18 protein-coding genes are annotated in these 20,920 nt (G+C 71.7%); 11 read left to right on the top strand and 7 right to left on the bottom strand.

Annotated features, from left to right (window positions below):
- Positions 1–134 precede the first annotated feature (134 nt).
- Positions 135–1,880 (bottom strand): ABC transporter ATP-binding protein, encoded by a 1,746-nt coding sequence (locus H291_RS0116970; protein WP_020016203.1) that lies wholly within the window; start codon positions 1,878–1,880, stop codon positions 135–137.
- Positions 1,877–3,736, bottom strand: a complete 1,860-nt coding sequence (locus H291_RS0116965) for an ABC transporter ATP-binding protein (RefSeq protein ID WP_033326970.1) — start codon at positions 3,734–3,736, stop codon at positions 1,877–1,879. The genes H291_RS0116970 and H291_RS0116965 overlap by 4 nt, the downstream gene beginning before the upstream one ends.
- 55 nt (positions 3,737–3,791) lie before the next feature.
- Here H291_RS0116965 and H291_RS0116960 point away from each other — a divergent pair, with 55 nt between their 5' ends.
- The 3 genes from H291_RS0116960 to H291_RS0116950 all read left to right on the top strand — a co-directional run bounded on the left by H291_RS0116960 (position 3,792) and on the right by H291_RS0116950 (position 6,181).
- Positions 3,792–4,205: a DUF3817 domain-containing protein gene (locus H291_RS0116960; RefSeq protein ID WP_033326968.1), complete on the top strand. Its 414-nt coding sequence runs from the start codon at positions 3,792–3,794 to the stop codon at positions 4,203–4,205.
- Positions 4,206–4,240: 35 nt separating this feature from the next.
- Positions 4,241–4,921 carry a YceI family protein gene (locus H291_RS0116955; protein ID WP_020016200.1) on the top strand — a complete coding sequence of 227 codons (681 nt, stop codon included), beginning with the start codon at positions 4,241–4,243 and terminating at the stop codon, positions 4,919–4,921.
- 93 nt (positions 4,922–5,014) lie between these two features.
- On the top strand, positions 5,015–6,181 hold the full coding sequence (locus tag H291_RS0116950) for a MalY/PatB family protein (protein ID WP_020016199.1): 1,167 nt from the start codon (positions 5,015–5,017) through the stop codon (positions 6,179–6,181).
- Positions 6,182–6,260: 79 nt separating this feature from the next.
- Here the strand turns inward: H291_RS0116950 and H291_RS0116945 are convergent, their stop codons facing one another.
- Positions 6,261–7,163 (bottom strand): SURF1 family protein, encoded by a 903-nt coding sequence (locus H291_RS0116945; RefSeq protein WP_157237111.1) that lies wholly within the window; start codon positions 7,161–7,163, stop codon positions 6,261–6,263.
- A gap of 198 nt (positions 7,164–7,361) precedes the next feature.
- On the opposite strand from H291_RS0116945, the gene H291_RS0116940 reads away from it, so the two are divergent.
- The 3 genes from H291_RS0116940 to H291_RS0116930 are packed head-to-tail and all read left to right on the top strand — an operon-like array spanning position 7,362 to position 13,316.
- Positions 7,362–9,851: a phosphoketolase family protein gene (locus H291_RS0116940; protein WP_020016197.1), complete on the top strand. Its 2,490-nt coding sequence runs from the start codon at positions 7,362–7,364 to the stop codon at positions 9,849–9,851.
- A 34-nt stretch (positions 9,852–9,885) separates the two neighbouring features.
- Positions 9,886–12,060: a phosphate acetyltransferase gene (pta, locus tag H291_RS0116935; protein WP_157237109.1), complete on the top strand. Its 2,175-nt coding sequence runs from the start codon at positions 9,886–9,888 to the stop codon at positions 12,058–12,060.
- The gene (locus H291_RS0116930) at positions 12,057–13,316 is read left to right on the top strand and encodes an acetate/propionate family kinase (protein ID WP_020016195.1); all 1,260 of its coding nucleotides are present in this window, start codon (positions 12,057–12,059) and stop codon (positions 13,314–13,316) included. The genes pta and H291_RS0116930 overlap by 4 nt, the downstream gene beginning before the upstream one ends.
- Here the strand turns inward: H291_RS0116930 and H291_RS30520 are convergent.
- Complete coding sequence (locus H291_RS30520) at positions 13,313–13,819, bottom strand: MarR family winged helix-turn-helix transcriptional regulator (protein ID WP_020016194.1); 507 nt, start codon at positions 13,817–13,819, stop codon at positions 13,313–13,315. The two genes, H291_RS0116930 and H291_RS30520, sit on opposite strands and share 4 nt — an antisense overlap.
- 65 nt (positions 13,820–13,884) lie before the next feature.
- Between H291_RS30520 and H291_RS0116920 the strand changes: the two genes are divergently transcribed.
- Genes H291_RS0116920 through H291_RS0116910 form a run of 3 tightly spaced genes read left to right on the top strand, consistent with a single transcriptional unit; the run spans position 13,885 to position 16,093 of the window.
- Positions 13,885–14,982 carry an LLM class flavin-dependent oxidoreductase gene (locus H291_RS0116920; protein ID WP_020016193.1) on the top strand — a complete coding sequence of 366 codons (1,098 nt, stop codon included), beginning with the start codon at positions 13,885–13,887 and terminating at the stop codon, positions 14,980–14,982.
- Positions 14,979–15,644, top strand: a complete 666-nt coding sequence (locus H291_RS0116915) for an NADPH-dependent F420 reductase (protein WP_020016192.1) — start codon at positions 14,979–14,981, stop codon at positions 15,642–15,644. Before H291_RS0116920 ends, H291_RS0116915 begins: the two co-directional genes overlap by 4 nt.
- On the top strand, positions 15,641–16,093 hold the full coding sequence (locus H291_RS0116910) for a GNAT family N-acetyltransferase (protein WP_020016191.1): 453 nt from the start codon (positions 15,641–15,643) through the stop codon (positions 16,091–16,093). The genes H291_RS0116915 and H291_RS0116910 overlap by 4 nt, the downstream gene beginning before the upstream one ends.
- Positions 16,094–16,242: 149 nt before the next feature.
- Here H291_RS0116910 and H291_RS0116905 read toward each other — a convergent pair whose 3' ends face one another.
- Positions 16,243–16,620 carry a hypothetical protein gene (locus H291_RS0116905; protein ID WP_157237108.1) on the bottom strand — a complete coding sequence of 126 codons (378 nt, stop codon included), beginning with the start codon at positions 16,618–16,620 and terminating at the stop codon, positions 16,243–16,245.
- A 336-nt stretch (positions 16,621–16,956) separates the two neighbouring features.
- Here H291_RS0116905 and H291_RS0116900 point away from each other — a divergent pair, with 336 nt between their 5' ends.
- Both H291_RS0116900 and H291_RS30515 read left to right on the top strand, forming a co-directional pair.
- A complete protein-coding gene (locus H291_RS0116900) occupies positions 16,957–17,868 on the top strand; it encodes a DUF4031 domain-containing protein (RefSeq protein WP_020016189.1) in 912 nt (303 codons plus the stop codon).
- A gap of 155 nt (positions 17,869–18,023) precedes the next feature.
- Positions 18,024–18,647, top strand: a complete 624-nt coding sequence (locus H291_RS30515) for a SanA/YdcF family protein (RefSeq protein WP_020016188.1) — start codon at positions 18,024–18,026, stop codon at positions 18,645–18,647.
- Position 18,648: 1 nt separating this feature from the next.
- Here the strand turns inward: H291_RS30515 and H291_RS0116890 are convergent, their stop codons facing one another.
- Complete coding sequence (locus H291_RS0116890) at positions 18,649–19,131, bottom strand: hotdog fold domain-containing protein (RefSeq protein WP_020016187.1); 483 nt, start codon at positions 19,129–19,131, stop codon at positions 18,649–18,651.
- A gap of 72 nt (positions 19,132–19,203) precedes the next feature.
- A complete protein-coding gene (locus H291_RS0116885; RefSeq protein ID WP_020016186.1) occupies positions 19,204–20,838 on the bottom strand; it encodes a succinic semialdehyde dehydrogenase in 1,635 nt (544 codons plus the stop codon).
- Positions 20,839–20,920 lie beyond the last annotated feature (82 nt).

The following is a 20,920-nucleotide window of genomic DNA, read 5'->3' as shown; positions in this document are numbered from 1 at the left end:
ACACGCAGATTCGGCAGTTGGCATCGAGATCGGCTCAGGGCCGTGCCGATCTCGATGCCAACTGCCGAATGCGAACTACCGAACGCAGACTGCCGAACGCCGGACCAGCCGCAGCCGGCGTGGACCCGGGCCGGCTACTCGTGCTGCCAGCTCTGCCAGAGCTTGGCGTAGTCGCCGCCCGCTGCGACCAGCTCATCGTGCGGGCCGATCTCCGTGATGCGGCCGCCGTCGAGCACCGCCACCCGGTCGGCGTCGTGCGCGGTGTGCAGCCGGTGCGCGATCGCCACGACGGTGCGCCCGTCGAGCACCGCGTTGAGCGAGCGCTCCAGGTGCCGGGCCGCGCGCGGGTCCAGCAGGGACGTCGCCTCGTCGAGCACGAGCGTGTGCGGGTCGAGCAGCACGAGCCGGGCGAGCGCGATCTGCTGCGCCTGTGCGGGCGTGAGCTTGTACCCGCCGGAGCCGACCTCGGTGGCGAGGCCGTCCTCCAGCGCCTCCACCCAGCCGTGCGCGTCGACGGCGCGCAGCGCGTCCATCAGTTCGGCGTCGTCTGCCTCTATCTTGGCCAGCCGCAGGTTGTCCGCCAGCGACCCCACGAACACGTGGTGCTCCTGGGTCACGAGCGCGACGTGCTTGCGCAGGTCCTCCAGCGGCAGGTCCACCAGCGGCACGCCGCCGACCTCGACCCGGCCGCCCGTGGGCGGGTGGATGCCGGCCAGCATGCGGCCCAGCGTCGACTTGCCCGACCCGGACGGCCCCACGATCGCCAGCCGCTCCCCCACCTTGAGGTCGAGGTCGATGCCGTGCAGCACGTCCGTGCCCGCGCGGTAGGCGTAGCGCACGTCGGTGCCGCGCACCTCCTCGTCGTCGGGCTCGGCGTCGCTCGCCGTGCGGTCCATCGGCACGAGCCGCACGCCGATGATGCGCGACAGGGACGTCGCGGCGACCTGGATCTCGTCCAGCCAGAAGATGAGCTCCCAGACCGGCCCCTGGAGCTGGTAGGTGTACATGACGATCGTGGCGACCATGCCGATGGTCACCGTGCCCTCGGAGGCCAGGTAGCAGCCCCACACCAGCACGGAGATCGGCGCGATCATGAACGCGAAGTCCACGCCCGGGAACAGCACGGTCCGCAGGTTGAGCGTGCCGCGCTCGGCCTGGAACGCCTCGTGCAGGTCCTCGTCACCACGGTCGGTGCGCCGCCGGCCGATCTTGAGCGCGTCGATGGTGCGCGCGCCCTCGACCGACTCGGTGACGGTGCCGTCGAGCAGCGCGTACGCCGCGGACTCCCGCTGGTAGGCGGGCGTGGCCCGCTTCAGGTACCAGCGGGCTACCCACACCAGCACGGGCACGCCGACGAACATGGCGATCGCCACGAGGGGCGAGACCACCAGGCTGGCCGCCGACGTCAGCACGAGCGTCACGACCGCGATCACCAGCCGCGGCACACCGAAGCGCACCGCGTTCTGGATGCGGCTGACGTCGCGCGTGGTCCGCGCGATGAGGTCGCCGGTGCCCGCGGTCTCGACCGTGGACAGGGGCAGGGCCGTGACCGTGTCGACGAACTCCTCACGCATGTCGGCGAACACCGTCTCGCCGAACACCATGGCGCGGCGCTGGGCGAACCGGGTGATCAGGGACTGCACGACCACCGCGGCGACCGCCACGAGCACGAGGTTGCGCGCCACCTCGAGGGTGGAGCCGTCGGTCACGGCGTCGACGAGCTTGCCCAGCACGAACGGGCCGGCCAGGCCCGCGACGGCGGCCACCGTGTTCGCCACGGTGATGATGATCAGCGGCCTGCGGTGCCGGCCGAGCAGCGTGCGCGTGTAGCGCCAGGTCTCGGCGGCGTCGGCGATCGGCAGGATCTTTCCGGTGCTCATGCCTTGCCTCCTTCCCCTGCGTTGGTGGGCCCTGCGTTGGTGGCGCGCAGCAGCTCGTCGAGCTCGGCGTCCAGGTCGTCGTCGTCCATCGAGCGGCCCACCACCTTGCGGTAGCGGGCGGCCTCGCGCCCGCCCTCGGCATGGGTGGGCAGGTCGAGCAGCTCGCGATGGGTGCCGTGGGTGACCACGGTCCCGCCGTCCAGGAAGATCACGTCGTCCACGTGGTCGAGCACCAGCGGGCTCGCGGTGACGATCAGCGTGGTCCGGCCCTGGCGCCACCCGGTGAGCCGCTGCGCGATGCGCGCCTCGGTGTGGGCGTCGACCGCGGAGGTGGGCTCGATCAGCACCAGGATCTCCGGGTCGGTGAGCAGCGCTCGGGCGAGCGCCACCCGCTGCCGCTGCCCGCCCGACAGCGAGCGCCCCTTCTCGGGGATCTCGCCCTCGATGCCGTCGGGCAGCGACTCCAGCACGTCGTGGGCGTCGGCGATGTGCATGGCCCGCATTAGCGCCTCGGCGTTCGCGGAGTCGCGCACGTCGAGCTCGCCCGCGAGGCGGCCGGAGAACAGCGCCGGGGTCGCGTCCGCGACGACGATGCGTTCCCGCAGCTCCTGCTTGTCGAGGTCGGCCAGCCGGACGCCGCCGAGCATGACCGGGGTCCCGGCCTCCGCGTCGTCGTCGAACCGGCCCATCCGGATCGCGACCTGCGCCGACTCGTCCGGGTCGGCGCTGACCAGCGCGACCACGCGGCCGGGCGGCAGCGTGACGCCCGTGGTCTCGTCGACCAGCGGGACACCGGCGGGCGGCATCTGCGCGGTGGACCCCTCGGCGCCGGTGGCGGGCACGACCTGCAGCACCTTGACCACCTTGCCCGCCGCGACGTGCGCCTTGGTGACCACGTTGACCGACTGCACCAGCAGGTGCACCGGCCAGGACAGGAACGACGCGTACCCGTAGAACGCGACGAGCTGACCCGTGGAGATGCGCCCGGCGATGGCCTCGGCCGCGCCGAGGTAGACCACCAGCGCGATGAACAGGCCCGGCAGGAGGATCTGCAGCGCGTCGAGCACCGACTGCGTGCCCGCGACGGCCACGCCTGCCTCCCGCACCTTCTGCGACTGCACCTGGTAGCGGCCGGTGAAGACCTTCTCGCCGCCGATCCCGCGCAGGATGCGCAGGCCGGAGACGGTGTCCGCGCCGAGCGTGGTGAGCCGGCCCTGCGCGTCGCGCTGGTTCTTCTGGTGCTTCTGCAGCGGCTTGACCAGCAGCGCGAGGATCGCCGCGACGACCGGCAGGCCGAGCGCGATCACGAGCCCCAGCCGGAGCGACTGGTCGAGCATCAGCACCACGACGATGCCGTAGGTGGCGACGCTGCCGATGGTCTGGGCCGCGATGCCGAAGACCTCGCCGATGCGCATGGTGTCGTTCGCGACCGACGAGACGACCTCGCCGGTGGGCAGCTCCTTGGTGATGTTGTGCCCGGAGCGGGCCACGGTGCGCGTCACGAGCTGTGAGGTTCGGAACGCCGCGTGCATCCAGGCGGTGATGTCCCACCGGTGCCCGATGGCGTTCGAGGCGATCCAGACGAGACCGACGGCCATCATGATGCCGGCCCACGTCCACGTGTCCCGGCTCAGCCCGGAGTCGGTGGCGCTGTCGATGATCCGGCCCAGCAGGAACGGCTGGAACGCGCTGCAGGTGAACGAGAGCACGCCGAAGAACATGGCGACGAGGAGCACCCGGATCTGCTTGCGGGCGAGCCACAGCAGCAGGGTGAGCGGACCGCGCAGCGGCGGGGTGCCGGGATCGGCGAAGGGGAGGGAGCGCACGACAACCACCGTACGGAGCACCACTGACATTCATCCACGCTTTATCCACAGCGTCGAACGGCACCCCGTGGACGGCATATCCTCGATGCTTGTGAGCACCCCGCAGACCACGCCCGAGATCTCTACCGAGGCCGCCGCCACCGCCATCCGCAAGGCCCGCGGTGCTATGTCCCGCTACCGCTTCATGGCTCTGGTCACCGGTGTCATGCTCCTGATCCTCTGTGTCGAGCTGGGCATCAAGTACGGCCTCGGCGCGCTGGTCGACGTCGACGGCGTCATGCCGTTCATCGCCTGGGTGCCGTTCGCGCACGGCTGGATCTACGTGGTGTACCTGGTCACCGTGGCCGACCTGTGGTCCAAGATGCGCTGGGGCTTCGGCCGCCTCGTCACCATGGTGATCGCCGGCGTGATCCCGGTGATGTCGTTCGTGCTGGAGAAGAAGGTGCACACCGAGGCCGAGGCGAAGCTCGCCACGCTCGAGGCGCGCTACCTCTCCTGAGGCCTCTCTGACGCTCTCCTGGGACCGGAGGATCCATGGGCCGCAAGATCGTGATCGCGCTGGGCATGCTCGTCGTCCTGGCCGCCCTCGGGTTCCTCGCCACGCGCATCTACGCCTCGATGCAGACCGGCGACGACGTCCCGGCCCCCGCCGTCGGCTCGTCCGCACCCGCGGCCACGGCCGCCGTCGCGGACCTCGACGGCGACTGGACCGTGGCCGACGGGTCCGAGGCCGGATACCGCGTCGACGAGGTGCTGTCCGGGCAGGACGTCACGGTCGTGGGCCGCACGGAGCACGTGACGGGCTCGGGAACGGTGGCCGACGGCGAGCTCACCGCCGCGACCGTCGAGGTGGACCTGGCCAGCATCACCACCGACGAGTCCGCGCGGGACGGCCAGTTCCAGGGCATCCTCGACACCCGCACCTTCCCCACGGCCACCTTCGAGCTCACGGCCCCCGTGGACGTCGCGGCGGTGGCCGACGGCGAGACCGTCACCGTGGACGCGCCCGGCTCGATGACCATCAAGGGCACCACCCGCGACGTCACCGCCGGCCTGGAGATCCGGCTGGCGGACGACGGCGGCGACGTCGTCGCCGAGCTCGCGGCCACCGTGCCCGTCACGTTCGCGGACTACGGCGTCCAGGCCCCCGACCTCGGCTTCGTCACGGTCGAGGACACGGGCTTCGTCGAGGCCGAGCTGACCCTGTCCCGCTGAGCGTCCCCGGGCACCGAGCTGCCCTGAGCAGCCCGGGATCCCGGGCATGAACACCCGTACCGGCCCCCGGCCCGCACCTGCTTCAATGCGAGCGTGAACGACCACGCTTTCGACGCCCTCACCGCCGACCGCCTCCGCGCGAACGGCAGCCTGAAGTGGACGGCCTTCCCGGGCACCATCGGCGCCTGGGTCGCGGAGATGGACTTCCAGGTCGCGCCCCCGATCGCCGCCGCGCTGCACGACGCCGTGGACCGCGGCCTGCTCGGCTACCTCCCGCCCGCGCTCGTGACGGGGATGTCCGAGGCGTACGCGCGGTTCGCCGCCGACCGCTACTCCTGGACCGTGGACCCGGCGCGGGTCCGGCCGGTCTCCGACGTGCTGACCGCGCTGGACGAGGTCATCAAGCACTTCTCCCGGCCCGGTTCGTCGGTGATCGTGCCCACGCCGTCGTACATGCCGTTCCACACCCTGCCGGGCGAGCTGGGCCGCAAGGTGATCCAGGTCCCGATGCTGCGGGACGACGACGGCCGGTACGCCTACGACCTCGACGCCCTGGACGCCGCGTTCGCCGCGGGCGGGCACCTGATGATCCTGTGCAACCCGCACAACCCGATCGGCCGGGTGCTGGAGCCTGCCGAGATGCTCGAGATCGCCGAGGTGGTCGACCGGCACGGCGGCCGCGTCTTCGCCGACGAGATCCACGCCCCGCTGGTGCACCCGGGCCGCCGGCACGTGCCCTACGCCTCGCTGAACGAGACGACGGCGGGGCACACCGTCACCGCCACGTCCGCGTCGAAGGCGTGGAACCTGCCGGGCCTGAAGTGCGCCCAGCTCGTGCTCTCGAACGAGGCCGACGCGCGGCTGTGGCACCAGGTCGGCGAGCGCGTCGAGGAGGGCCCCTCGACGCTCGGCATCCTGGCCAACCAGGTCGCGTACGACGACGGCCGCGACTGGCTGGACGACGTCGTCGCCTACGTGCGCGGCAACGTCACGCGGCTCGGCGAGCTGCTCGACGGGACGGGCATCGGCTACCGCGCCCCCGAGGGGACGTACCTGGCCTGGCTGGACTGCCGGGGCCTGGACCTGCCGGGCGAGCCCGCGAGCGCCGCCGCCTGGTTCCAGGAGCACGCGGGCGTGGTGCTGGTCGACGGGGCCGAGTGCGGGGACGCGGGCCGCGGTTTCGTGCGGTTCAACGCGGGCATGCCGCGCCCCCTGGTGGAGGAGGCGGCGGCCCGGATGCTGGCGGCGCTCAACCGCTGAGCCCCCTCTCCTTCGAGGCCTAGGTTTCTTCGCTTTCGACTGTCTGAAAGCGAAGAAACCTAGGCCTCGAAAGGGAGGGTCACGCCGCCGGCAGCCCCGCGATTCCCGTGTCGGCGTCGGTCGGGGCGCCGCCGCGGCGCCCGCCGGCCATCTCGTCACGGACCAGGCGCAGCCACAGCAGCACGGCGAACCCGCCGAACAGCCACCACTGCAGCGCGTAGAAGATGTTCTGCAGGTTGGCCCCGGAGCCGCCGTCGATGGTGGGACGCGGCAGGGCCGCGACCCCGCCCTCCTCGGGCGAGCCCGGCCCGGACGTCAGCACGGCGTACCCGGTGTAGATGGGGCCGCCCCACTCGTTGACGAGCGCGCTCAGAGCGATGTGGTCGGTCTGCCCGTCCACGACGGCGGCGCTGCCCGACGTCGACTCGCCCGCCTGGAGCCAGCCCGTCACCGTGACCTCGCCCTGGGGCAGCGTCAGCGCGGCGACGTCGGCGGGTTCGGCCACCCAGCCCTGGACGAGCGCCAGGACGGGCGGGCCGGACAGGTCGGCCCAGGACGCGCCGCCAGTGCCGTCGTCGGACACGCGGAAGGGGGTCAGCACGAGGTAGCCGACGCGCCCCTCCAGGGCGCGGCCCGGGACCAGGAGGGTGCCGGACGGGTCGTACTCGCCGGTCACGCGGACCTCGCGGCCGACCAGCTCGCCGAGGAAGCTCTCCTGCGGCGCGAGCACGTCGCCCAGCCAGGCGGGCCCGGCCGCGACGGCCTCGGCCGCCTCCTGCTGCGCGGCAAGCTCCGCCCGCTCGTAGGCGCGGTCGAGCTGCCAGGCGCCCAGCCGCCCGCACACGAATGCCGCCAGCACGAACACGAGCAGCAGGCCGATCATCCGGGGCTGCTTGGCGACCTGGAGAAAGGTGCGGCGCTGCGCGGTGGTGTCGACGTCGATCACCTTCGACGGGGATGTGCTGGGGGCACTGACAGGCATAACCTCAACGGTAGCCGCCGCCGGCGCGTCAGCGGCACAGGTCGCCGCTCCGATCTGTCGCACGCGTCACAGATCGGCGGACGGTGCGGTCGTCTCGCGTGTACGGCGGTTCTGCGTTCGAATGAACGGGCAGCAGACCGGCACGGATCCACACGTAACCGCAGGGTTCACACGCAGACCGCAGTAGGAGCGTGAGTGATGACGACGACCACAGTCCCCGACTCCCCGGCCACCAGATGGCGCACCACCGGTGTCGCCGAACCGGCCCCCGCCGACCTGGAGCGCATCGACGCGTGGTGGCGCGCTGCCAACTACCTCTCGGTCGGCCAGATCTACCTCCTGGACAACCCGCTCCTGCGCGAGCCCCTGACCGCGGACCACGTCAAGCCGCGGCTGCTGGGCCACTGGGGCACCACGCCGGGCCTGAACTTCCTGTACGCGCACCTGAACCGCGCCATCAAGGAGCGGGAGCAGGAGACGGTCTACGTGACGGGGCCGGGCCACGGCGGTCCGGGCCTGGTGGCCTCCGCCTACCTGGACGGCACCTACTCCGAGGTGTACAGCGACATCACGCAGGACACCGAGGGCGTCAGGCGCCTGTTCCGGCAGTTCTCGTTCCCGGGCGGCATCCCGAGCCACGTCGCGCCCGAGACGCCGGGGTCGATCCACGAGGGCGGCGAGCTCGGCTACGCCCTGAGCCACGCCTACGGCGCCGCCTTCGACAACCCGGACCTGCTGGTCGCGGCCGTGGTGGGCGACGGCGAGGCCGAGACCGGCCCGCTGGCGACGTCCTGGCACTCGAACAAGTTCGTCAACCCGGCCCAGGACGGCGTCGTGCTGCCGATCCTGCACCTGAACGGCTACAAGATCGCGAACCCGACGGTCCTGGCGCGCATCTCGCAGCAGGAGCTGAACGACCTCATGGTCGGCTACGGCCATAAGCCGTACTTCTTCGACGGCGGGTACGACGAGAACGAGTCGCCGCTGGACACGCACCGCCGGTTCGCGGTGCTGCTCGACGAGGTCCTGGACGAGATCGCGACGATCAAGGCGCGGGCCGCCAAGGGCGACCTGAGCCGCCCGATGTGGCCCATGATCGTGTTCCGCACCCCCAAGGGGTGGAGCGGCCCGGCCGAGATCGACGGCAAGAAGACGACGGGTTCGTGGCGCGCGCACCAGGTGCCGCTCGCGAACGCCCGGGACACCCCGGAGCACCTCCAGGTGCTGGAGACCTGGCTGCGGTCCTACCGCCCCGAGGAGCTGTTCGACGACGACGGCCGCGTGCTGGCCGAGATCGGCGACCTGGCGCCGCGCGGCACGCTGCGGATGAGCGCCACCCCGCACGCGAACGGCGGGCTGCTGCTCAAGGACCTGCGGCTGCCGGACTTCCGCGACTACGCGGTGGACGTCCCGGTGCCCGGCGGGTCGACGTCGGAGGCACCGCGCGTGCTGGGCCAGTGGCTCACCGACGTCATCCGGCTCAACCCCGACAACTTCCGCATCTTCGGCCCGGACGAGACGGCGTCGAACCGGCTGCAGGCCGTGTACGAGGTGACGGACAAGCAGTGGAACGCCGAGTACATCGGGCCCGAGGTGGACGAGCACATGGCCCGCGCGGGCCGCGTCATGGAGATGCTGAGCGAGCACCAGGTGCAGGGCTGGCTGGAGGGCTACCTCCTGACGGGCCGGCACGGGCTGCTGACCAGCTACGAGGCGTTCATCCACATCATCGACTCGATGTTCAACCAGCACGCCAAGTGGCTCAAGGTCACCAACGACATCCCGTGGCGGCGGCCCATCGCGTCGCTGAACTACCTGCTGTCCAGCCACGTCTGGCGGCAGGACCACAACGGGTTCAGCCACCAGGACCCCGGGTTCATCGACCACGTGGTCAACAAGAAGGCGGAGATCGTGCGGGTCTACCTCCCGCCGGACGCCAACACCCTGCTGTCCACCTACGACCACTGCCTGCGCAGCCGGCAGTACGTCAACGTGGTGGTCTCCGGCAAGCAGCCCGCGCCGAACTTCCTGGACATGCCGACGGCGATCGAGCACTGCACGCGCGGGCTCGGCATCTGGGAGTGGGCCGGCTCGGAGGTCGCGGGCGAGCAGCCCGACGTCGTCCTGGGCTGCGCGGGCGACGTGCCCACGATGGAGGTGCTCGCCGCGGCCGACATCCTGCGCCAGGAGCTGCCCGACCTGAAGGTGCGCGTGGTCAACGTCGTGGACCTCATGCGGCTGCAGGACGCCAAGGAGCACCCGCACGGCCTGACCGACTCGGAGTTCAACGGCCTGTTCACCACCGACCGGCCGATCATCTTCGCGTACCACGGCTACCCGTGGCTCATTCACCGCCTCACGTACCGTCGCGCGGGCCACCCCAACATCCACGTGCGCGGGTACAAGGAGGAGGGCACCACGACGACGCCGTTCGACATGGTCATGCTCAACGACCTGGACCGGTACCACCTTGTGATCGATGTCATCGACCGGGTCCCGTCGCTCGGCAGCGCGCAGGCGGGGCTGCGCCAGCGCATGCAGGACGCGCGACTTCGTGCGCGTGCATGGACCCGCGAGCACGGCGACGACATCCCCGAGGTCCGCGACTGGGTGTGGCCGGACGCGCAGGACCAGTCCGACAACGGTCAGGTTGCCGCTACGCTCGACACCGGTGGAGACAACGAGTAGCAGCAAATCCCACGAAGTGAACACGGAGCGACACGTGACCGGCGCAACCCGCAGCATCGTCATCGCGAGCCCGGAGGGCGAGAGCGGAAAGTCGACGGTCGCGCTCGGCGTCCTCGACCTGCTGGTCCGCAAGGGCCAGCGGGTCGGGGTCTACCGGCCCGTCTCGCGCGCGAGCGAGACCGAGGACTCCGCAGGCGAGCGCGACCACGTCCTGGAGCTCCTCCTGGAGCACGACGGCGTCGACATCTCCTACGACGACGCCGTCGGCGTGACCTACGCCGACCTGCACAACGACCCCGAGGACGCGCTGAGCCGCATCGTGGCGCGATTCCACGACCTGGCCGCGCGCTGCGACTCGGTGGTGATCCTCGGGACCGACTACACCGACGTCGCCGGGCCCACCGAGCTCTCGTTCAACGCGCGCATCGCCGCGAACCTGGGCGCACCGGTGCTGCTGGTCGTCTCGGGCCGCGAGCGCACCCCGGACGGTGTGCGGGCACTGGTAGACGTGAGCATCGCCGAGCTGGCGGCGCACCACGCGCAGGCGATCGGCCTGGTCGTCAACCGCGCGGACACCCACAGCGCGCGCGAGATCCGGACGGTGCTGACCGAGGCGCAGCCCGACCTGCCCGTGTGGACCATCCCCGAGGAGCCGTTCCTGACGGCCCCGACGGTGGGCCAGCTCCTGGAGGCCGTGGACGGCACGCTCGTGCTGGGCGACCCGGAGCTGCTGGGCCGCGAGGCGCTCGACGTGCAGGTGGGGGCCATGAGCTTCGAGCACCTGCTGGAGCGGCTGACCGACGGCGGCGTCGTCATCACGCCGGGCGACCGCACCGACCTGCTGATCGGGCTGCTCGCGACGCACATGACGCCGTCGTTCCCGTCGCTGGCCGGGATCATCCTGAACGGCGGGTTCTACCCGCAGGGCCGGCCCGCGCAGCTGCTGGAGGCCATGCGCCCCAAGCTGCCGATCATCACGACGGAGCTCGGCACGTACCGCACGGCGCGTGCCGCGGCGACCACCCGCGGGCGCGTGGACAAGGGCTCGGTGCGCAAGGTCGAGACGGCGCGCGCCCTGTTCGAGCGCAACGTCGACTCCGCCGCACTGGCCGCGCGGCTCGACCTGCCGCGGCCGCAGGTGGTCACGCCCCTCATGTTCGAGTACCAGCTCATAGAGCGGGCACGCGCGGACCGGCGGCACATCGTGCTGCCCGAGGGCTCGGACGACCGGATCCTGCGCGCCGCCTCCACGGTGCTGGCCCGGCGGATCGCGAACCTGACGATCCTGGGCGACGAAGAGCCGATCCGGGCCCGCGCCGCCGAGCTGGGCCTCGACATCGAGGCGGCGCGCGTGCTGTCCCCGCACGACCCGGAGTACGTCGAGAAGTTCTCCGCCGAGTACGCGCGGCTGCGCGCCCACAAGGGCATGACGGTCGAGCGGGCGCGCGAGATCGTCACCGACGTCTCCTACTTCGGCACGATGATGGTGCACCTGGGCCTCGCCGACGGCATGGTCTCGGGTGCCGCCCACTCGACGGCGCACACCATCCGGCCGTCGTTCGAGATCATCAAGACCAAGCCGGGCACGTCGTCGGTCTCGTCCGTGTTCCTCATGTGCCTGGAGGACCGGGTGCTCGTGTACGGCGACTGCGCCGTCATCCCCGACCCGACGTCGGAGGAGCTCGCCGACATCGCCGTCTCCTCGGCCGCGACGGCCCGCCAGTTCGGCGTCGAGCCGCGCATCGCGATGCTGTCCTACTCGACGGGCGAGTCCGGCACGGGCGCCGACGTCGACAAGGTGCGCACCGCGACGGGCCTGGTGCGCGAGCGCACCCCGGAGCTCGACGTCGAGGGCCCCATCCAGTACGACGCCGCCGTGGACGCCTCGGTCGCGGCGTCCAAGCTCCCCGGGTCCGACGTCGCCGGGCGCGCCACCGTGTTCGTCTTCCCCGACCTGAACACGGGTAACAACACCTACAAGGCGGTGCAGCGGTCGGCCGGTGCCGTGGCGGTGGGCCCGGTGCTGCAAGGCCTGAACAAGCCCGTCAACGACCTGTCGCGCGGGGCGCTGGTGCAGGACATCGTGAACACCGTGGCGATCACGGCCATCCAGGCGCAGACGTCGCAGGTCGAGCCTGATGCCCCGCGGGTCGAGCCTGTCGAGACCACCCCGCGGGTCGAGCCTGTCGAGACCAAGGAGTCCGAATGAGCACCGTCCTCGTCCTCAACTCCGGCTCCTCGTCGCTGAAGTACCAGCTCGTCGACCCCGAGTCGGGCGAGTCCGTCGCGGGCGGAATCGTCGACCGCATCGGCCAGACCTCGGGCACGGTCAAGCACGAGACGGGCGGCGAGAAGGTCGTCCGTGACCTCGACGTGCCGGACCACGCGGAGGCGCTGCGCGTCGTCAAGGGCATGTTCGACGAGGTGGGGCCCACGCTCGCGGACGCCGACGTGATCGCCGTCGGCCACCGGGTGGTGCACGGCGGCGAGATCTTCTCCGCCCCCACCCTGGTCGACGACGACGTCGTGGCCGGCATCCGCGACCTCATCCCCCTGGCGCCGCTGCACAACCCGGCCAACGTGACGGGCATCGAGGTGGCGCGCGAGCTGCTGCACGTGCCGCACGTCGCCGTGTTCGACACCGCGTTCTTCGCGGACCTGCCGGCCGCCGCGTCGACGTACGCCCTGGACCGCAAGGTCGCCGCGGAGTACGGCGTGCGCCGGTACGGCTTCCACGGCACGTCGCACCAGTTCGTGTCGGACGCCGTCGCCGCGCACCCCGCCGTCGTCGCCAAGCTGGCGGCCGAGGGCCGCGGCCCGGAGACGCTGCGGCAGGTGGTGCTGCACCTGGGCAACGGCGCGTCGGCGTCGGCCGTCCTGGGCGGGCGGCCCATGGACACCTCGATGGGCCTGACGCCGCTCGAAGGCCTGGTCATGGGAACGCGCTCGGGCGACATCGACCCGGGCGTCGTCTTCCACCTCATGCGCGGCGGGCTGTCCGGCGCCGACGTCGACACCCTGCTGAACAAGCAGTCCGGCGTGCTCGGGCTGTCCGGCGTCAGCGACATGCGCGAGCTGCGCCGCCTCGTGGCCGAGGGTGACGCCGACGCGCGCCTCGCGCGGGACGTCTACCTGCACCGGCTGCGCAAGTACGTGGGCGCGTACGCGGCGGTGCTCGGCGGCATCGACGTGCTGACGTTCACCGCGGGCGTGGGCGAGAACGACCACACCGTCCGGTCGGGCGTGGTGCGGGAGCTCAAGTTCCTGGGGCTCACGATCGACCCGGCTGCCAACGAAGCGCCGTCGGGCGAGGCACGAGTGATCTCGGTGCAGCCCAACCCGGTGGTCGAGCCTGTCGAGACCTCGCAGGCCGAGCCCGTCGAGACCCCCCTCGTCATGGTCGTCCCCACCAACGAGGAGCTGGCGATCGCCCGGCAGGCGGCCGCGCTGGTCGCCGCCGGCTAGACCCCAGCCCTCGGGCTTCCCCCGGCAGCAGTGACCGGAGGAAGCCCGAGGTGCGCGCGCAACGCCGTCGTCGCCTCGCCCAGCACGTCGAGCTGCTCGTCGGTGAACGCGTCGAGGAAGGTCTCCTTGATCGCCTGGAGGTGCGGCACGGTGCTCGCGCGAAACGCGCGCGCCCCATCCTCGGTGAGCACCACCTGCGACCCGCGGGCGTCCTCGGCACACGGCTCGCGGCGCACCAGCCCGCGCTTCTCCATCCGGCCCAGGTGGCCCGAGAGCCTGCTGCGCTCCCACTCGATGTGCGCGGCCAGGGCCGACGAGCGGAGCGTGTGCTCCTCCGCCTCGCTGAGCGCCAGCAGCACCCGGTAGTCGCCGTTGGAGAGCTCCGAGTCCTGGTGCAGCCGTGCCTCGAGGCGGTTGCGGAGGATGTCGTAGGTCTCGATGTACCCCCGCCAGATCGCGAGCTCGCGTCGCGTAGGCATGCTCCGGCGCTTCGACGTCGCCATCGTCCCCTCCTCCGTGGGTTATTGACATGTGAACTATATGGAGCGATGATTCACGTGTCAATCAAATGGGCACCCAGAAGGGGCTGGTCATGGTGGATGTCTCGCAGATCGAGTTCGGTATCGACAGCTTCGGCGACCTGCCGCGCAACGCGGACGGCGACGTCGTCTCGCACCCGGAGGCGATCCGGGCCGTCGTCGCCGAGGCGGTCCTGGCGGACCAGGTGGGCATCGACGTCATCGCGCTGGGCGAGCACCACCGCCCCGAGTACGCGATCTCGAGCCCGGAGACCGTCCTCGCGGGCATCGCGACGGCGACGAAGCGCATCAAGCTCGCGTCGGGCGTGACGGTGCTGTCGTCGGACGACCCGGTCCGGGTCTTCCAGCGGTTCGCGACCGTCGACGCGCTCTCGAACGGGCGCGCCGAGGTGATCCTCGGCCGTGGGTCCTTCACGGAGTCGTTCCCGCTGTTCGGGTACGACCTGAAGGACTACGACACGCTGTTCGAGGAGAAGATCGACCTCTTCAGCCACCTCCTCGACGAGAAGCCGGTCACGTGGGAGGGCACCATGCGCGCCTCGCTCCACGAGGCCGACGTCTTCCCGAAGACCGAGTCCGGGCGGCTCACGACCTGGGTCGGCGTGGGCGGGACGCCGCAGTCGGTGCTCCGCACCGCCTACTACGGGTTCGGTCTCATGCTCGCCATCATCGGCGGCCCGCCCGACCGGTTCGCGCAGTACGTGGAGCTCTACCGGCGCGCGCACGAGAAGCTCGGCACCACGCCTGGGCCCGTGGGCATGCACTCGCCGGGCTTCGTCGCCGCCACCGACGAGGAGGCGAAGGAGCTGTTCTACCCGGGTTACCGCGAGATCCGCGACCGTATCGGCGCGCTGCGCGGCTGGCCGCCCCTGCGCCGGGACGAGTTCGAGGCCGACGTCGAGCAGGGCTCGCTGTACGTCGGGTCGGTCGACACGGTCGCGCGCAAGATGGCGCGGGCGATCCGCGTCCTCGACGTCGGCCGGTTCGACATGATCTACTCCTCGGCCGGCGCGGTGTCGGCCGACGCGCGGCTGCGCTCGGTCGAGCTGTACGGCACCCAGGTGATCCCGCGGGTGCGCGAGCTGCTCGCCGAACAGCCCAGCAAGGCCGGGGCGGTGGCTCTTTGATCCCCGCTGGGACGACCATCGGGATCCTCGGCGCAGGCAAGGTCGGCACCGTCCTGGCGCGACTGGCCGTCGCCGCCGGCTACCGCGTGCTGATCTCTGGGTCGGGCGACCCGGAGAAGATCGCGCTGACCATCGAGGTGCTCACCCCCGGCGCGACGGCGGTGTGGCCCGCCGAGGCCGCGTCCGCCGACGTCGTCGTGCTGGCCCTGCCGCTCGGCAAGCACCAGGGGCTGCCGGTCGCGGAGCTGACGGGCAGGCTCGTCGTCGACGCGATGAACCACTGGTGGGAGATCGACGGCCCGCGCGAGGGGATCCTCCCGGGCGACCTCTCGTCGAGCGAGTTCGTGGCGCGGCTGCTGCCGGGCGCACGCGTCGTAAAGGCCTTCAACCACATGGGGTACCACGACCTCGAGGACGGTGCCCGCCCCGCGGGCGCCGTCGGGCGGAAGTCGATCGCGCTGGCCGGGGACTCCCCCGACGACGTCTCCCTTGTCGCTGGAGTCGTCGACGCTCTCGGGTTCGACCCGCTGGTGATCGGCGACCTCGCCGAAGGTGTCCGGCTCGAACCCGGCACCCCGGCGTTCGGCGCGAACGTGGGCCTCGACGAACTCCGTACGCTGACCGATACGCCCGCGCCCACGATCGTTCTGGAGGCCTCATGAAGGACCGGACCGGTGCGCCCGTCACCGTCACGCTGAACACGGGTCGCCCGATCGGGGCGTACGCCGTGCAGGTCGACGACTCGCCCGTGGTCGGGCGGGCCGACTTCGTGGACGGGGCTTCGGGTGTTTCCGGTGGCTCTGCCGGTGATGACGACGCCGCGGGCGGTGGCGACCGGGTCTTCTTCCACACCGAGGTCGACGAGGAGTACGGCGGTCGCGGGCTCGCGGGCATCCTGGTGCGCGAGGCCCTCGCCGACAGCATCCGCAAGAACATCGTGGTCGTGCCGGTGTGCCCACTGTTCGCGGCGCACCTGGCGAAGCACGGGGACGAGTACGTGGCGGCGGGCGGGGCGATCCGCCAGCCGACCAGGGACGACATCGCGCAGGTCACCGAGGCCGTGAAGGCGCAGCGGGCGGCGGCTCGGGAGGCTCGGCGGGCGGGCGAGTAGGCCGTTCGCGGCGGACATCTCGGCTTCGCGCCGCGGACGCAGACCCAGATCCACGTGAAACGCGCCGGCCTCGTCGCCGCAATTGCGGCGACGAGGTGGAGGCAGCGGAACGCTGCAATCAGCGGGCGTGTTCGACGCCCACCCTTCAACTAGGCCTGAGGTTCCGCGTGCTCCGCTACCGGAAGCTGCTCGACGAACGAGTGCTCTCGCGCCTGCGGGATGACGATCCCGATCTCCTGGCCGTCCGGAGTGGTCGCTTCCCAGACGGGAGTGCCCGGGTCCAGGAAGAAGAGATCGGACTTGTTGCGCGGCCGGGGCTCCCGGCTCCGCAGCGTCAGCTCCACGGGCTCTCCGGCGGGCTTGACCCACACCAGGCGCCCGACCTCGTCGGCACTGACCTTGGCCTTGACCCACTTCTTCTGCCGCGCCAGGCCAGGGACCTTCCCGGAGCGCGCCCAGACGATGACCTGCACGACGCCGGAGCCGGACCGCTTGACCGCCGCCCGGCCGAAGAGCCACCGCGCCACGAAGCCGGCGAGGACAATACTGATGACAATGGTAAGAAATACAACGCGCTCTTCTGACATACCTGTTCCTTTGACGCTGGTGAGCGGGCGTGACTGGCTTGTTCATGCGCCATCGGCGCCTTCACCACGGTGTCCTCACGCCCAGTTGGAGCCGGCCGGGCGACGCTGCTCGGCCGACCAGAAATCTAGGGGACGAAAAGCGGACCCGTTGACTACTTCTGCCGCGCGAGCGGGTGATCTTCGGAGCGCCGTCAGCAGCCAGACGCCAGCCGGTCGACGAGCCCACGCCCGCACCGACCGACCGTCCGACCCTGCCAGGAGCGCTAGCCTCACCCCGTGACCCTCTTCATCGACCCGCCGGCCTGGCCCGCGCACGGGACGCTCTTCTCCCACCTGGTCTCGGACGGGTCGCTGCACGAGCTCCGCCTCTTCGCCCGCGCCGCCGGTGTCCCCGACCGCGCGCTCGACCTCGACCACTACGACGTCCCCGCCGAGCGGTACGACGACCTGGTCGCGGCGGGCGCCGTGCCCGTCGACGGCGGCGACCTGGCCCGGCGGCTGGCGGGCTCAGGGTTGCGCGTCTCCGGTGCCGAGCGGAACCGCGCCAAGCGCGCCGCGCTCCTGAGCCGGTGGGACGAGCTGTGGGCCGACCCGAGCCTGGCCCGCGACGCCGGCACGGACCTGGTCGACCGCTGGCGCGAACCGCACCGGGTCTACCACACGACGTTCCACCTGGCAGCGGCCCTGGACGCCCTCGACGTCGTCGCGGACGAGAGCCGCATCGACGACCGCGGTCTCTGGCACGCCCGCCTCGCGCTCTGGTTCCACGACGCGGTGCACGACGGCGTCGCCCAGCAGGACGAGGAGCGGTCCGCCGACCTCGTCGCCGAGCTGCTCGGTCCGCTGACAAACGCCGGCGTCACCCCCGAGGACATCGACGAGACCGCACGCCTCGTCATGGTCACGGCCGCCCACGACCCGGCGCCCGACGATGTCGTCGGCGGCCTGGTCAGCGACGCCGACCTGGCCGTGCTCGGCGGCAGCCCCGCCGTCTACACGCGGTACACGCACCAGGTTCGCGCCGAGTACTGCGAGGTCCCCGACCCCCTGTTCCGGGCCGGCCGCTCCGAGGTGCTCCGCACCCTGCTGGCGGGCGGCCCGCTGTTCCGCACCACCCCGGGCACCGCCCGCTGGCAGGACGCCGCAGTAGCCAACCTGCGCGCCGAGCTAACCCTGCTGGCGGCCTGAGCCCGGTCGGCAGGACGTCGGGTGGTCGGCAGAATGTCAGGTGGTCGGTTCCTCAGAATGCCGACCACCTGACATTCTGCCGACCACCCACCCGCGGCCGCGCCCAGCCGAGCCAAGCGACAGCCCACCGCCCCGCACGCGGTAGCGTTCCCGTCGTGACTCCCCTCAAGGTCTCCGCCATCGTCGCGGGCGCGCTCGCCGTCGCCTTCACCGTCCCCGTCGTCGCAGTTCAGGCCACCGGCAACGCCCGCGTGCGCAACGGCGCGAGCGAGATCGAGAAGGCCGACGCCGTCATCGTCCTGGGCGCCGGGCTCCGCAGCGACGGAACCCCGTCGACCTACCTGCGCCGCCGCGTCGAGGGCGGCGCCGAGCTGTACCGCGCAGGCGTGGCGCCCACGGTGATCCTGAGCGGCGACGCCCACGACAACCCCGACGGCACCCGCTACGACGAGCCCGGCTCGATGCGCGCCTGGCTCCTGGACAACGACCTCGGCGTCCCCGACGACGCGATCGTGCTGGACCGCGAGGGCTTCAACACCACGGCCACGTGCCGCCGCGCGTACGACCTGTACGGCGTGCGCACCGCCGTCGTCGTCACGCAGGACTACCACCTGCGCCGCACCCTCTACTCCTGCGTAGAGGCCGGGCTCGACGCCGTGGGTGTCGGCGTCAGCGCCGCGAGCGTCCAGCCGGCGCAGTGGGCCTGGTGGCACGTGCGCGAGCTGCCGGCGAGCTGGAAGGCCGCGGTCCGCTCCCTCGCGAGGCGCCGCCCCCGCTGACTCACTTCTTCTTCGGCGTGACCCACAGGTGGATCGTGCCCTCGACCACCACGGTGCCGTCGGCCAGCACGCCGCGCACGCGCACGGGCAGGTCCTTGTCGTCGCCGTCCCACTGCGCCTGGTCGGTCTCGGCGACGCAGGTGACGTCACCGGTCGACTTCGCGAGGTAGGAGACCTCCATGCCCTTGGGCAGCCACCGCTTGTCGTCCGGCACGGTGGCCTCGGCGAGCGAGCCCATGGCCATCTCGAGCCCGTTGCAGACGGCGATCGCGTGCACCGTGCCGATGTGGTTGCGGTTGCGCCACCGGTTGGGCACGACGACCTCGCCGTAGTTCGGTCGCATGTCGACCACGCGCGGGGCGATGGTGCCGAAGTACGGGGCCTTGAGGCTGTACGCCAGGCTGAAGATCCGCTTCCCGAGCAGGCCGCCGACCACCGGCAGCGAGTTGGCGGACTTCCAGAAGGCATGGAGCTGCGTCGTCATGCGGGTGAGCGTACTCGCCCCGGTGACGACCGTTCACTCCTTCGACGACCAGTTCGGCCGCGGCCCCGCACCTCAGGACAGGCGCAGCTTGCGCATCGCTCCCAGGGCCGTGGTCAGCACCCGGCTCGGGGTGTCCCCGCCGAGGCCGTAGAGGCTGTCGAGCGTCGCCCCGATCCGGGCGCCGCGCGACGTCACCACGGTCTGCTGCCGGGTCAGGCCGGTGATCGACGCCGCCCCGTGCCGCCCGCCGAGCCCCGACGACTTCCAGCCGCCGAGCGGCGCGGAGACCGAGCCCCAGGTCAGCGTGTACCCGTCGTTGATCGCGACCGACCCGCACTCCAGGCGCGCGGCCAGGCGCCGCGCCCGCGCGACGTCCCGGGTCCAGACGGCGGAGTGCAGCCCGTACTCGGTGTCGTTGATGACGGTGACGGCGTCCTCGTCGCAGTCGACCCGGGTGATCGTGACGACGGGCCCGAACGTCTCCTCGCGCGCCACGACGGCCTGGGCCGGCACGTCGTCGAGCACGGTCGGCGCGTAGAAGTAGGGGCCGACGTCGGCGCGGTGCACGCCACCGGCGAGCACCCGGGCGCCGCGCGCCAGCGCGTCGTCCACGTGCGCGGTCACCTTGTCGAGCTGCGCGGCGGAGGTGAGCGAGCCGATGTCGGCCGAGTAGTCCAGCGCCGGGCTGAGCCGCAGGTTGCGCACGGCACGCACGAACTTGGCCACGAACTCGTCGGCGATCGCCTCGTGCACCACCAGTCGTTCGACGGACACGCACAGCTGCCCGGCGTTCGAGAAGCAGGCCCGAACGATGCCCGGGACGGCCGCGTCGACGTCGACGTCCTCCGCGACGTACAGCGCGTTCTTGCCGCCGAGCTCGAGCGTCGCCCCGATGAGGCGCTCCCCCGCGCGGGCGGCGACCTTGCGGCCCGTGGCGGTCGAGCCCGTGAACGCGACATGGTCGACGTGCTCGATCAGCGCCTCGCCCACGTCCGGGCCGCCCGCGACCACCTGGAACAGGCCCGCCGGCAGGCCGGCGTCGTCCAGGGCCTCGGCGGCCCACAGGGCGGTGAGGGTGGTCTGCGGGTCCGGCTTGAGCACCACGGCGTTGCCGGCCAGCAGCGCGGGCAGGGCCTCGGACAGCGCGAGCACCAGCGGGAAGTTCCAGGGCGCGATCGCGCCGACGACGCCGACGGGCCGGCGGTGCACCTGCACACCGGCCAGCAGCGGGACCATGCCGCGCACGCGACGCGAGGCCAGGTAGCGCTCACCGCGCACGGCGTAGTGCCGCGCGACCTGCGCGATGTCCGCGATCTCCTCGAACGCGGCGCGCCGCGACTTGCCGGTCTCGAGCTGGATCAGGTCGAGCGCCTCGGACTGTCTCTCCAGGACGATCCGGCCGAGCCGCTGGAGCACCCCGGCGCGGTCACGCACCGGGAGGCGCGCCCAGCCGCGCTGCGCCACCCGCGCGCGGACCACGCTGGCGGCCACGTCGTCGGCGGAGGAGACCGGGAAGGTCACGAGGGGAGCACCCGTGAACGGACACATCGAGCGGTGCGTGCCGGAAGCCTCGGAGGTCGCGATCCGAGCCACGAGCGGCGCCATCACGCCGGGCTCGAGAACGAAGGTTCCCTGCGGATGCTCGGGGTCGAGCACCCCGCCGACGGCACCACTCGCGGCTGCGTCGGCTGCTGTGTCGTCGATCATGGCGGCCACCCTACGCGCAAAACCCTGCACCACGTATTGATAGATGTGTGAAACTGACTTTCGTATCGCTTCGTGGTAACGG

Source organism: Promicromonospora sukumoe 327MFSha3.1, from assembly GCF_000385135.1.
Classification (GTDB): Bacteria; Actinomycetota; Actinomycetes; order Actinomycetales; family Cellulomonadaceae; genus Promicromonospora; species Promicromonospora sukumoe_B.
This window is presented reverse-complemented; position numbering and strand designations above follow the sequence as displayed.

Coding starts and splice junctions, on each gene's coding strand:
- H291_RS0116940 (WP_020016197.1), top strand. CDS start 7,362: ATGACGACGACCACAGTCCCCGACTCCCCGGCCACCAGATGGCGCACC.
- H291_RS0116930 (WP_020016195.1), top strand. CDS start 12,057: ATGAGCACCGTCCTCGTCCTCAACTCCGGCTCCTCGTCGCTGAAGTAC.
- H291_RS0116955 (WP_020016200.1), top strand. CDS start 4,241: ATGGGCCGCAAGATCGTGATCGCGCTGGGCATGCTCGTCGTCCTGGCC.
- H291_RS0116945 (WP_157237111.1), bottom strand. CDS start 7,163: ATGCCTGTCAGTGCCCCCAGCACATCCCCGTCGAAGGTGATCGACGTC.
- H291_RS0116885 (WP_020016186.1), bottom strand. CDS start 20,838: ATGATCGACGACACAGCAGCCGACGCAGCCGCGAGTGGTGCCGTCGGC.
- H291_RS0116890 (WP_020016187.1), bottom strand. CDS start 19,131: ATGACGACGCAGCTCCATGCCTTCTGGAAGTCCGCCAACTCGCTGCCG.
- H291_RS0116965 (WP_033326970.1), bottom strand. CDS start 3,736: ATGTCAGTGGTGCTCCGTACGGTGGTTGTCGTGCGCTCCCTCCCCTTC.
- H291_RS30520 (WP_020016194.1), bottom strand. CDS start 13,819: ATGGCGACGTCGAAGCGCCGGAGCATGCCTACGCGACGCGAGCTCGCG.
- H291_RS0116960 (WP_033326968.1), top strand. CDS start 3,792: ATGCTTGTGAGCACCCCGCAGACCACGCCCGAGATCTCTACCGAGGCC.
- H291_RS0116920 (WP_020016193.1), top strand. CDS start 13,885: ATGGGCACCCAGAAGGGGCTGGTCATGGTGGATGTCTCGCAGATCGAG.
- H291_RS0116970 (WP_020016203.1), bottom strand. CDS start 1,880: ATGAGCACCGGAAAGATCCTGCCGATCGCCGACGCCGCCGAGACCTGG.
- H291_RS0116910 (WP_020016191.1), top strand. CDS start 15,641: ATGAAGGACCGGACCGGTGCGCCCGTCACCGTCACGCTGAACACGGGT.